The sequence below is a fragment of the Streptomyces sp. NPDC001532 genome (assembly GCF_040298625.1).
Taxonomy (GTDB): Bacteria; Actinomycetota; Actinomycetes; order Streptomycetales; family Streptomycetaceae; genus Streptomyces.
In genome coordinates, this window is record NZ_JBEPAL010000015.1 from 72,564 (window position 1) to 84,163 (window position 11,600).

At 71.7% G+C, this 11,600-nt stretch carries 13 protein-coding genes; 2 read left to right on the forward strand and 11 right to left on the reverse strand.

Annotation, left to right across the window (positions count from 1 at the left end):
• Positions 1–13: 13 nt before the first annotated feature.
• Positions 14–394: an STAS domain-containing protein gene (locus ABT232_RS16490; RefSeq protein WP_351840598.1), complete on the reverse strand. Its 381-nt coding sequence runs from the start codon at positions 392–394 to the stop codon at positions 14–16.
• A gap of 307 nt (positions 395–701) precedes the next feature.
• Between ABT232_RS16490 and ABT232_RS16495 the strand changes: the two genes are divergently transcribed.
• Entirely contained in the window at positions 702–1,223 is a 522-nt protein-coding gene (locus tag ABT232_RS16495) for a MarR family winged helix-turn-helix transcriptional regulator (RefSeq protein WP_351840599.1), read from the forward strand.
• Positions 1,224–1,277: 54 nt separating this feature from the next.
• Here the strand turns inward: ABT232_RS16495 and ABT232_RS16500 are convergent, their stop codons facing one another.
• The 7 genes from ABT232_RS16500 to ABT232_RS16530 form a co-directional block, all read right to left on the reverse strand.
• Positions 1,278–2,450, reverse strand: a complete 1,173-nt coding sequence (locus ABT232_RS16500) for a PP2C family protein-serine/threonine phosphatase (RefSeq protein ID WP_351840600.1) — start codon at positions 2,448–2,450, stop codon at positions 1,278–1,280.
• A complete protein-coding gene (locus tag ABT232_RS16505) occupies positions 2,447–4,312 on the reverse strand; it encodes a PP2C family protein-serine/threonine phosphatase (protein WP_351840601.1) in 1,866 nt (621 codons plus the stop codon). The genes ABT232_RS16500 and ABT232_RS16505 overlap by 4 nt, the downstream gene beginning before the upstream one ends.
• Complete coding sequence (locus ABT232_RS16510; protein ID WP_351840602.1) at positions 4,296–5,372, reverse strand: SpoIIE family protein phosphatase; 1,077 nt, start codon at positions 5,370–5,372, stop codon at positions 4,296–4,298. The genes ABT232_RS16505 and ABT232_RS16510 overlap by 17 nt, the downstream gene beginning before the upstream one ends.
• Complete coding sequence (locus ABT232_RS16515) at positions 5,369–5,812, reverse strand: ATP-binding protein (protein WP_351840603.1); 444 nt, start codon at positions 5,810–5,812, stop codon at positions 5,369–5,371. The genes ABT232_RS16510 and ABT232_RS16515 overlap by 4 nt, the downstream gene beginning before the upstream one ends.
• Positions 5,812–6,231, reverse strand: a complete 420-nt coding sequence (locus ABT232_RS16520; protein WP_351840604.1) for an STAS domain-containing protein — start codon at positions 6,229–6,231, stop codon at positions 5,812–5,814. Before ABT232_RS16520 ends, ABT232_RS16515 begins: the two co-directional genes overlap by 1 nt.
• Positions 6,228–7,088, reverse strand: a complete 861-nt coding sequence (locus ABT232_RS16525) for an STAS domain-containing protein (protein WP_351840605.1) — start codon at positions 7,086–7,088, stop codon at positions 6,228–6,230. The genes ABT232_RS16520 and ABT232_RS16525 overlap by 4 nt, the downstream gene beginning before the upstream one ends.
• A gap of 143 nt (positions 7,089–7,231) precedes the next feature.
• A complete protein-coding gene (locus ABT232_RS16530) occupies positions 7,232–8,425 on the reverse strand; it encodes a PP2C family protein-serine/threonine phosphatase (protein ID WP_351840606.1) in 1,194 nt (397 codons plus the stop codon).
• A gap of 201 nt (positions 8,426–8,626) precedes the next feature.
• On the opposite strand from ABT232_RS16530, the gene ABT232_RS16535 reads away from it, so the two are divergent.
• On the forward strand, positions 8,627–9,061 hold the full coding sequence (locus ABT232_RS16535; protein ID WP_351840607.1) for a MarR family winged helix-turn-helix transcriptional regulator: 435 nt from the start codon (positions 8,627–8,629) through the stop codon (positions 9,059–9,061).
• Between the two features lie 213 nt (positions 9,062–9,274).
• Here the strand turns inward: ABT232_RS16535 and ABT232_RS16540 are convergent, their stop codons facing one another.
• The 3 genes from ABT232_RS16540 to ABT232_RS16550 all read right to left on the reverse strand — a co-directional run bounded on the left by ABT232_RS16540 (position 9,275) and on the right by ABT232_RS16550 (position 11,489).
• Complete coding sequence (locus tag ABT232_RS16540; protein WP_351840608.1) at positions 9,275–9,421, reverse strand: hypothetical protein; 147 nt, start codon at positions 9,419–9,421, stop codon at positions 9,275–9,277.
• Positions 9,422–9,578: 157 nt separating this feature from the next.
• The gene (locus ABT232_RS16545) at positions 9,579–10,115 is read right to left on the reverse strand and encodes a DUF6328 family protein (protein ID WP_351840666.1); all 537 of its coding nucleotides are present in this window, start codon (positions 10,113–10,115) and stop codon (positions 9,579–9,581) included.
• A gap of 165 nt (positions 10,116–10,280) precedes the next feature.
• The gene (locus ABT232_RS16550) at positions 10,281–11,489 is read right to left on the reverse strand and encodes a M20 metallopeptidase family protein (RefSeq protein ID WP_351840609.1); all 1,209 of its coding nucleotides are present in this window, start codon (positions 11,487–11,489) and stop codon (positions 10,281–10,283) included.
• Positions 11,490–11,600: the final 111 nt, after the last annotated feature.

Below are 11,600 nucleotides of genomic sequence, written 5' to 3' on the forward strand. Positions count from 1 at the left end.
GCCCGCGGCCGCGTCACCCGTCGAGCGCCTCGACCGCCTGCGGCGCGGAGTCGTACACGTCGAGGATCTCGTCGACGCCGGTGATGTGCAGCAGTTGCCGCAACTGCTCCTGGACACCGGCCAGCACCAGCCGCGTACCGGTGTCGACGGCGCGCCGACGCACCGCCAGCAGCGCGTTCAGTCCGGCGGAATCGCAGAAGGGGACACCGCTGAGGTCGAGCACGATGAACCGGTCGCCTTCGTCCAGCAGCCGGAAGAACTCGGTACGGAACGACGGTTCCGTGAGGAAATCCATTTCGCCGCTGAACTCCGCCACCAGGCAGCGACCTGAGTGGGTCTTCTCGACCGAAGGAATTTCGGACAGGGCCGTCCCCACCTTTCCCGCCTGCTTCACGCTCCGCTTGCATACTCGGCTGCCCGCGACGCTCCGCTCCAACCAGGAGGGCGGCGCCCGTTGCGTCACCTAGGCTGATGCGTGACGTTTCGCCGGTGTGAAGCGGCGGGAAACGCCGAGGAGCGCGGGAATCGGACCCCTCAGTCGACCATCCGTCGGTGGTTGCCCACTGAAATGTAGTACTTCCGTCCGTCCCACGTTCCTACGATGGCACGGTCGGCGGTGCTTGCTCAGCGGCTCTTCGGGTACCGCGCTTGAATGAGGGTGGTATCCGCATGGGCAGGCGATTGCTGGAAGTGATGGGTTCGTGACTCGTCTCAACGGCTTCGGGGACGACCAGGCGAGCGGACCGGGTGACGAATCCCGGTCCCTCGCGCTGGAGATCGCCGACGCCGTGGACGGTCTGTCCAACCTGTGGTCGGAGGCGGCCCAGAAGGCGAGCATGCGGCTCTCCCCGCACCAACTGCGGGCCCTGCGCATCCTGGAGTCGGAACCGGGGCTCAATCTCACCACCCTGGCGGAGGGGATGGAGATAGGACTCCCGACCGCCAGCCGGCTGTGCGACCGCCTGGAGGCGGCCGGGCTGCTGGAGCGGGTGCTCCACCCCCGCAAGCGCCGCGAGGTGCAGCTCAATCTGACGGGGCAGGGCCGGCAGGTGCTGCGCGAGGTGGCCGACCGCCGGTCGCGGGCGCTGGCCGTGGTCCTCGCGGCCATGGAGCCGGCCGAACTGGAGGCCCTGAGCCGGGGCATGCGGGCCTTCCTCTCCGCTCAGGACGACTCCCGACGCGCGCCCGGCCGGCCGGGGCCCGGCCCGTCGCCCACCACCTGACCCGGCCACGACGACCGGGCCGACCCTCGCCCGCATCTTGCGCCGGGGACGGCCTCAGCGGCCCTTCCAGTCCAGGCACACCACCGCGGCGTCGGACGCCAGTTCGCTGCTGCCGAAATGTTCGACCAGCCCGGCGACGACCGCGCGTGCCGCCTCGTGCGGTGACGCGGAGCGGGTGGCGCCGAGGATCTGACGCAGGGCCTGCTGACCGAAGAGGTCGCCGGTCGCGGAGCGGGTCGCGTGCACACCGGTGCTCACCACGAACAGGCGGTCCCCCGGCTCGACATGGAACATCTGTTCCTCGTACAGGGTTTCCTCGAACATGCCGAGCGGCAGCTGCGCGTTCAGTTCGACTCGTTCGGTGCGGCCGGCCCGCTGACGGAACAACTGGGGAGAGCCGGCGTCGATCGCGCGGACCGCTCCGGTGGCGAGATCGAACTCCATCAGCAGCGTAGAGGCGTACACCTTTCCGCCGTACTGGGCGTAGACGGCCTGATCGGCGAGGCAGGCCTGATCGGCCAGATCGATGCCCGCGCGGCGCGCGTTGCGCAGGGCGCTGACCGTGAGGCTGGTGAGCAGGGACGCCTCTATGCCCTGCCCCATGCCGTCGGTGACAGTGAGGACGAGACGGTCGGCGCTGGTGGCCCAGTCGAAGTTGTCACCGCCGATGGCGTAGGCGGGTTCGAGGTGGGCGCCGATGACGTACTCCTGGCGGGCGCAGCCACGGCCGGGAAGGAGGTTCCACTGCATCTCGGCGGCGAGCGTGAGGCGGCGGACGCGGCGGGCCTGGAGGAAGAGGTCGGTGTCGCGGTCGGCGGTGGAGACCTCGTGGCCGAGTGCCGTGGCGAACTCGCCGAGCCGCAGCACGGTCTCGGGATCCGCGGCCCCGGCGGCCAGACGTACGGAGAGCACGCCCAGCCGGTCGCCGCGCACGGTGATGGGCAGGTGCACCAGGTGCGCGCCCGGTTCCGGGAGGACTTCGATCACGGGGCTCTGCTGGACGAACGCGCTGCCCGCCGGCCCGTCGTCGGCGGCGACCGGCGCGCCGGTGTGCGGCAGGTCGGACACCGGTTGCAGCACGTTGAGTCCGTAGTCGGCGAGGAGGAGCGTCATCTCCCGCGCTCCGACCAGCTCGGCGAGGAGACGGCGGGCCGTGTCGACCAGCGCGTGGGGTTCGGCCGCGCGAAGCCGGGCTTCCGCGGACGAAAGCGGTTCAGGGGCTGTCACGGCATCGACCCTCTCGCCTGGCGGCCTCCCACGCTACCGCGAGAACGCCGGCTCGCGGGCGGACCGGTGCGGGCCGACGGCACGGGCTCCTCCTCTCCCCGCTTCCGGTCCGTGGGCGCCACCGTGTGGCACAGCAGCAGGCAGACGTCGTCGTCGCGCTCGGAGTCGTGCAGCAGGGGCTTGAGCAGGGCGTCGGCGGCGGCGTCCGGGTCCTGCTCCAGTTCGGGCGGGCTCAGCGCTCCGAGGGCCTGGCCGAGGCGCTCGATACCGCGGTCGATGCCCTCCGCCCGGCGCTCGACCAGACCGTCGGTGTACAGCACCAGCGAGGAGCCGACGGGCAGGTCGGCCCGGTGGTCCTCGTACTCGTACTCCACCGGGATGCCGAGCATGACTCCGGGTTTGGTGTCCAGGACGCGTACGGTGCCGTCGGCGCCGCGCACGACGGCGGGCGGGTGCCCGGCCGACGACCAGACCACCTGTGGTTCACCCGGGCGGAAGCGGGCGATCATCGCGGTGGCGTACAGCTCCGGCTGCAGATGGCGGAGCATGCGGTGCAGCCGCGTGAGGATCTCACCCGGGCTGTTGCTCTCGATCGCGTAGGCGCGCAACGCCGTGCGCAGCTGACCCATGACGACGGCGGCGTGCAGGCCGTGGCCGGTGACATCCCCTATGACGGCCAGCAGGCTCCCGTCGGGCTGGAGGAAGGCGTCGTACCAGTCGCCACCGATGTTCATGCCCCACGCCGCCGGGAGGTAGCGGGCGGTCAGGAGCAGGCCGGAGGCGGCGGGCAGCTCGGTGAGCTGGGCGCGCTGCAGGGCCTCGGCGGTGTCGCGGTACCGCTCGTAGCTGCGGGCGTTGTCCAGGGCGACGGCGACGCGACGCACCAGTTCGACCAGCATCACGGAGGCGTCCGGGTCGAAGCGCGGGCCGGGCGCGGTGAGGGTGACGACACCGAGCAGGCGGTGCGCCACGAGCGGGATCGCCAGCAGCGGTCGCTCCGGGGACAGGACCGAGGCCGGCAGGTCGTCGACTCCCGGCAGGAAGCCGGGATGCGGCGCGGCGTGCTGCGGACGGCCGGTGCGCGCGGCGGCCACCGCGGCCGCGGAGTGCTCCCTGGACCGCTGCGCGGGTCCGTCGTCGCCTTCGTTCTCCTCGTCGAAGAGCCAGACGTCGAGGTGGGCCGCGTAGTCCGGGATCAGCATGTCGGAGAGGCGGCGCAGTACGGCGGTGTGGCTGAGCGACACCGTGATGGCGGCGCTCGCGTCGGCGAGGAAGGTCAGCAGCCGCCGCGCCTGCTCCGCCTCGGCGCGCGCGGTGCGCTCCGCCTCCAGCAGCTCCCGCTGGAATCCGGCCGCGGCCTCCAGCTCGGAGTGGAGGGCCAGTACGCCCTGGTTGGTGTGGTGCAGTTCCTCCCGGTGCAGCCGGACCAGGTCTTCCTGTTCCGTCAGCAGGTCGAGCAGGGCCTCGGTGTTGTCGTCGGCGTGCAGCAACGCCTCGTGCAGCGGCGGGGCGGAGCGGAGGGCGTCCTCGGCGGGCGGGTGCGGCAGGGGGCAGCTGAGCCGGGGCTGATCCGCGCGGCCGGTCGAGCCGGGTGAGCCGGGTGAGTCCGCCGTGCCGGTCGGCCGTAGCGAGACGTCGAGGTGGTGGTCCCGGGTCGCGGTGCCGCGGCGGATGTCGAGGCGGAGTTCCCACTCTCCGCCCTGGTCGAGGCAGTGGCGCAGTCGGGAGGTGAGGGCGATGAGGAAGCGGGCCCGTTCCCGTGCGGGCGCTCGACCGTCGGTCGCGATGCGCTCCAGGGCGGCGCGCGCCCGGGCGGCATCGGTGACCGACGACATCTTCCAGACGTCAGGGGTTTCGGTCATGGACGTCCGTCCGGTGGGTCGGGGCCAGCACGGCCACACTGGTGTCGTCGCGCAAGGGGCGGGCGGCGCTGCCGGCGTCCCGCAGGATCACCGCCGCCGTCACGGCCGGGTCGTGGGTCAGGAGCCGGGGATCGTCCGGCGGCAGCCAGCGGCTGGGGAGTCCGTCGCTGTGCATGACGAGCAGGCTGTCCGCCCGCCAGGCCGACCGGTGCTGCGGAACGGTGGCGGGGAAATGCGCCCCGACGATGCCCGGGTGGGAGATGAGGGCGTGCCAGCCGTCGTCGGTGCGGAGCCTGGCGCCGATGTTGCCGACACCGGCGTAGGAGAGCCGGGCCGCGTCCTCGTCGATCTGTGCCACGCCGATGGCCGCGCCTCGGGTGGCGCGCAGGTCTTCGTGCAGGTGCCGCAGGATGTCGGCGGGCGGCAGGTCGGCGATCCGGTGCAGCGCCTCCACGGCGGCGGTGGACGCCTCGGCCGCCTTGTCGCCGTGGCCGAGTCCGTCGGCGAGCAGCAGGGTGACCAGGGATCCGGAGCGGGCCCAGGTGACGGCGTCCCCGGAGTGCTCGGCGTGGGCGAGCGAGGCGTTGATCCCGCCGGCCCGTACTCCGGCGCGGGGCGGAGCCTGCCGGGTGTGGGAGGTCGGGGCCGGGCTGACGCGCGCCACGGCGACGGTGCCGCGGTCCGGGCGGCTGTGCAGGTCGAAGGCGCCGGAGATGCGCAGGCAGGTGCCGAGGCCGGCGCCCAGCGAGGACGGGGCGGTGGTGTAGCCGTCCCGGAACGCCTCTTCGACGTCGTGTATGCCCGGTCCGTGGTCGAGGGAGGCGATCTGCACGCAGGGGCCGGCGCCGGGGACGGGGTCGGGGGGATCGACCAGGTTGATGACGACGCGGCCGCCGCTGGCGTGCTTGACGAGGTTGGTCGCCAGCTCGGTGGCCACCAGCGCCGCGGCGGCGGTGGACTGGGGGTCCAGTCCGGCGAGGCCGCAGGCTGTCTCCGTGGCGACGCGGACGTCCCGGACCCGGGTGCTCTCGGGAACCGGGATGTCCCAGACCCTGCTCATGACGCTCCCCTGCGGGGCGAAGGCAGACCGGTCACCCACTCCGAGATGGTGACCGTGGTGCCCTCGCCCGGCCGGCTGTCGAGGTGGAACTCCTTGACGAGGCGCTTGGCGCCGCTGAGGCCCATGCCGAGGCCGCCGCCGGTGGTGTAGCCGTCGGTCATGGCCAGTGCGATGTCCCGGATGCCGGGGCCCGTGTCGACGAAGGACAGTTGCAGCCCGCGGTCGGCGCCGTCCCGCTGCGGTGTCATCTCCACATGTCCGCCGCCGCCGTGGACCAGGGCGTTGCGGGCCAGTTCACTGGCCGCGGTCACCAGCTTCGTCTGCTGGACCAGGCCGAAGCCGAGGTCTGCCGCCGCCTGGCGCACCTGTTGCCGCACCCGTGCCAGATCCGCGTCCGAGCCGATGGGCAGGCGCGTGGTCGGGGCGAGTGGGACACGCATCACGCACCCACTTCCGGACGGGCGGTTCCGGCGGCCGCGGTGGTGCGGCCCAGCAGGGACAGGGCGCTCTGCACATCCAGGGCGGTGACCAGGCCGGGCAGGGTGAGGCCCAGCTCGACGAGGGTGATGGCCACGGCGGGCCGCATGCCGGCCAGCACCGTCCGTGCGGCGAGCAGGCTCGCGCTCGCGGCGATCTCGGCCAGGATGCGCCCGAGGAAGGAGTCGACGAGCTCCACGCCGGAGATGTCGATCACGACGCCGCTCACCGGTACCGGGCTGCTCGCGATGCGGTGCGTGATGTCCTGTTGCAGTTGTTCGGCCGCCTCGTCGTACAACGCGCCTTGCAGGGTGACCAGCAGGACGTCTCCCAGGGTCAGCACCGGCACCGGGTCGGGACGGGCGGCGAAGAAGCCGGTCACCGCGCGGTCGCTCCCGCGGCCGGTCGGGCGGAGACCACGATGCCCTGCTGGGCGAGCGCGTGGGCGAGGGCGTCGGCGAGGCCGGCCCGCGTGATGATCGAACCGAGGTCGATCCCGAGGTGGACGATGGTCTGCGCGATGGCGGGACGGATACCGGAGACGATGCACTCCGCGCCCATCAGCCGGGCGGCGGCGACGGTCTTCATCAGATGCTGCGCCACGAGCGAGTCGACGGTCGGCACTCCGGTGATGTCGAGAATGGCGTAGCGGGCTCGCTGCTCCACGATCGCTTCCAGCAGGTTCTCCATCACGACCTGGCTGCGGGCGCTGTCCAGGGTGCCGATCAGCGGCACGGCGATGACGCCTTCCCACAGCTTGATGACGGGGGTGGCCACTTCCATGAGCTGCTGGCGCTGCCGGGCGATCAGTTCCTCGCCGGCGCTGACCGTCGTCTCCATGACCACCAGCCGCAGGGTGCCCATCAGTACGGTCAGCGCGAGCAGACACTCCTGCGCCTTCTCGTCGGTGGGGTCGTCGACCTCCGCGCGCAGCAGCGAGGTGACGGGTTCGCGCAGGCCGGCGACCTCGACGGCGATCTGCGCGGGGCTGAATCCGGCCTGGGCCCGGGAGGCGGCCATCCGGCCCAGCTGGTCTCTCACGGTGCCGAAACCCGGGGCGTCGACGTCCTCGAGGCGCTCGCTGCGGGCCACTTCGCCGAGGGCGTCCACCACGGCCTTGCACGCCTCGACCGCCTCGTCGCGGGAGACGGTGAAGACCGTACGGAACAGGGCGGCGTCCGCCCAGCGTTGGGCGATCTGTTCACGGCGCCGCTCCAGGAAGCCGCTCAACTCCTGCATGGTTCGGGGGGCTGTGTCGTGCTCCGCCACTTACATCGTCTCCCTGTTGCGAGCCCCCGCGCTGCCTGACGGCAAGTCATCCAACAATTATTGCCACATGGCAAACATTAGCGCGAGGACATGAGGTGAACAACACGCGATCGTCACATCCGGGCCGGGTCTCCGTCCTCGGTGGACGGCCTTCCCCGCCAGTCCAGGCACACGACGAGGGCGTCGTCGTCCGCCACGGCCTCGCCGCGGTGCCCGGTCAGTTCGCGCAGGATGGCGCGCGGCACATCGGCGGCGGGCAGCAGGCGGGTGGAATGGACGGCGCGGGCGAGGGCCGAGTCCCCGTAGGGCTCTCCCTTGGGGGACGCCACCGCGTGCACACCATCGCTGACGAAGACGAGCCGGTCGCCCGGCTCCACCTGGAACTCCTGCGCCACGTAGTCCGTCTCCTCGAACATGCCCAGCGGCAACTGCGCCTCGAAGGCAACATGCTCCACTGTGCCGCCGCGCAATCGCAGCAGTTGCGGAGAGCCCGCGTCCACGACGCTCGCCCTGCCGGTGGCCAGATCGAAGTCGAACATGAGGACGGACAGATAACAGCGCCCGCGGTAGTGGGCGTAGATGGCCTGGTCGGCCAGTGCCGCCTGGTCCGCGATGGAGATCCCGGCCCGGCGCGCGTTGCGCAGCGCGTTGATGGCAAGGCTCGTCAGCAGGGACGCCTCTATGCCCTCGCCCATGCCGTTGGTGACGTACAGCACGAGATGGTCGGCGGTGGCGGACCAGTCGAAGTTGTCGCCGAAGATGGCGTAGGCAGGCTCCAGTTGAGCGGACAGGTCGTACTCGGGACGGGAGCAGGCGCGGCCGGGCAGGAGCTGCCACTGCATCTCGGCGGCCAGGGTCAGCCGGTCCTTGCGCCGTGCCTGAAGGTACAGGTCCGTGTCGCGCTGGGCCACGAACACCTCACGCCCGAGCACATCGGCGATCTCGGCCAGCTCCGGCTCCCATCGGCCCGCGGCTTCGGGTCCCGGCAGGGTCACGGACAGCACGCCGACCCGGTCGCCGCGCACGCTGACGGGCAGATGCAGTCGCACCCGCCCGTCCCGTCTCTCCTCACGGTAGGGCCGTTGGGAGCCGAAGGCCCGGCCCGCCGGACTGCCGTGCACCGAGACCGGTTCCAGGGTGTGTGGGAGCACGGACACCGGCTGCAGCACGCTCAGGCCGTAGTCGGCCATCAGCAGCTCGACGTCCTCCGCGCCGTACTGCTCGATCAGTACGGCGCGGATGGCGTCGAGCAGGTCATGGGGAGCGGCCGTCCGCAGAGCGCGTTCAGCGGTCACAAATCTGTTCATAGCGAGAAATACACCTGTCTTCTGCCGGACAACGTAGACACCTCACTCACGAGGCCTGGCTCATGTACGAGCCGAACCGGTCACCTTGGGTCACCCGTGGACAGCGGGCGCGCCTAGTACGCTGACAGACACCCCAGTGCCTGCGAGAGTGTGACCGTGACTGCCTTCCGCCGCCACCCAGCGCCCGACGAGGTCGCGCGTATGACCACCACCGCCGTCGAACTGCTGGAAGTCGTGTGGGGCCGGGCTTCCACGGCGCCCGCCTCGGCGTCCCAGCTGCGCGTGCTGCACACCCTCGAACACCACGACGGCATCAACCTGCGCACCCTCGCCGAATCCCTGGCGTCCACCCCGCCGTCCACCAGCCGGCTGTGCGACCGGCTCCACGCCGCGGGGTTCATCGAACGGGCGGTGAGCCCGGAGAACCGGCGCGAGGTACGGCTGCACCTCAGCAGCCGGGGCCGCGCCTTCCTCGCCGAGCTGCGCCACCGCAGGGAGCGGGAGCTGCGGAAAGTACTGGGGGACATGCCCGCCGCCAAGCGGATCGCACTGCTGGAGGGACTGGAGGCGTTCTGCGCCACCGCGGCGACACAGATACACCACGATGCCTCGGACTCCGGCGTCCAGACCGCCTGACGGCCGGTCGGCGGCGCCGGTGTCGCCGTCGCCGTTCGGTGACGGCGACCAGCACACGGAGCGTTCTCCGTCCACCGGAGCATTCCAGGTCCTTCCCCGCGCACGTCCGACATGGTTACTCTGTTGCCTCACGGCTATTGTTGTCAAACGACAACAGTGCATCCGCCGACCCCTCCTCCGGTCCGGCTACCCCGACCTGGCGGGCATGGAGCCTCAGGGCTTCATGGAGACCGGTCCGGGCCGGTCGCGTGCGTTCGGCGAGGTGACGCGCCGGCGGGGCCGGGCCATGGCGTCGGCGACCCGCTCGGCGAAGCCGGACTCGACGTCGACCGCGTCCGCCGGCCACGGTGAACGACACATGACCCTCCTCCTTCCCGGCCGTGGGTGACTAGCGTCTACCCGGCCGACGGGGGCATATCCGGGGCGCGTGGCATGGTGGGCGGGAGTGCGCGCATGTTCCCATCCGGGGCTCCGGAGCCCGCTGCCCGCTGTTACGCGGTGCGCGCCGCGAAGGTCCTCACCGGCAGGCGTCCTGCTCGGCTATCCGCCGGGTGGCGCGGTGGCGCAGCCAGAGCGGCAGGACGTACCAGGACAGCCCGAACCACAGCATCACCGCTCCGACGAGGAGTTCGGCCCAGAGGCCGGGAACGACCACGTGGAGGATGAGGAGCAGGGTGCAGCCGATCGTCAGCGCCATCAGCACCATGCCGCACATCATGAGCCGGTGCGCGATCTCCACCATCTCGTCCTTCATGCGCTGACCGGACAAGAAGCGGTGGATGGACACCGGGGCTATCAACGAGCAGGTGGCCGAGGCCCCCAGCACCACCGTGGTGACGTACACGACGTGCTCGAACGTGCCCAGGTCGTGGAACAGCGGCGTGAAGGCGACACTCAGCAGGAATCCGAAGAGGATCTGGACACCGGTCTGCGCCACCCGTGTCTCCTGCATGATCTCGTTCCATCGCCGGTTGACCCGCTCGCGGGGCGTCTCCGGCGGGTCCTCCTGATCGGCGGCGGCGGTGCCGCCGCAGGAAGCGCACTGTCCGGACATCGCTCTCTCGTTCGTTTCCACGGTCATGGTGGTCACGCCCTCCTCACCTCTGAGCTGTTCGTTTGCCCCTTCGGGACATCCGCATGCCCAGAGCCGGTCTGACGGTCCTTCACCATGTCCACGAAAGCCGGCGGTCCGCCGCGCCGAGCCGTGCCTCGTACGCGGCTACCCGGACAGATGGGCCAGCGCCACCGCCGTGTGCAGGGCGGCGCCCGTGGCGAGGGCCTGTTCGTCGAAGACGACGCGGTTGGAGTGGCAGTCGGGCGCGTCCTCGGCCGGGACGCCCGGTGGGCGGGCGCCGAGGAAGGCCATCACGCCGGGCACTCGGCGCAGGACGTACGAGAAGTCCTCGGCGCCCATGAACGGCTCGGGCAGTTCATGGACGCGGTCGGCGCCGAGCAGCCGGGCGGCGGTGTCGCGGACGGTCACGGCCGCCTCGGTGTCGTTGACGACGGGCGGGTAGCCCTCGGTCAGGTCGATGTCCACCGTGGCGCCGTGGGCGGCGGCCACGTGGCGGGCGACCCGGGCGATGCCTTCGCGCACGCGCTGCCGGGTCCGCGGGCTCAGGGTGCGGAAGGTGCCGTGCAGTTCGGCGGTCTCCGGGACGATGTTCGTCGTCGTACCGGCGTGGATCGAGGCGATGGTGATCACGGCGGGGTCGAAGACGTTCACCGTGCGGGTCACCAGCGTCTGCAAGGCCTGGACGATCTCGCAGGCCACCGGGACGGGGTCGAGGGTCGTGTGCGGCGACGAGGCGTGTCCGGAGCGGCCGCGGACGGTCAGGTGGATCTGGTCGGAGGCGGCGAAGGTCGGGCCGGGACGCAGATGGACCGTGCCGCTCTCGAAGCGGGTGGTGACGTGCATGGCGAAGGCCGCGGTGACGCCCGCGCCGTTCGGGGTGTCCAGCAGCCCTTCGTCGAGCATGTGCCGGGCTCCGCCGTCGGTCTCCTCCGCCGGCTGGAACATGAACACCACCCGCCCCGCCAGCCTCGCCCGCCGCGCGGCGAGCAGCCGGGCCGCGCCGACGAGCATCGCGGTGTGCAGATCGTGGCCGCAGGCGTGCATGGCGCCGGGCACCTCGGAGGCGAAGTCCAGCGCGGTGTCCTCCTGCTGGGGCAGGGCGTCCATGTCGGCCCGCAGGAGGACGGCGGGCCCGGGGCGGGCGCCTTCCAGCACGGCGACGACGGAGCTGAGCCGCTTGCCGGTGGTCACCGTCAGCCCCAGTCCGTCGAGGGCGTCGAGCACGGTGCGCTGGGTGCGGGGCAGCCGCAGACCCAGCTCGGGGGTGCGGTGCACGCGGCGGCGTACGGCGACGATCTCCGGCAGCAGCGCACGGGCGTCGTCGAGCAGGTGGTCGGCGGCGGGGGCGGTCATCGCGCGTCCCGGGGTCGACCGAGCGTTCCACTGGGCACGGCCACACGCATGGACGGCTCCCTCCGGTACGGGGCTGGGCTTTCGTCGGCCGGGTATGACTTCCCCCGTTCG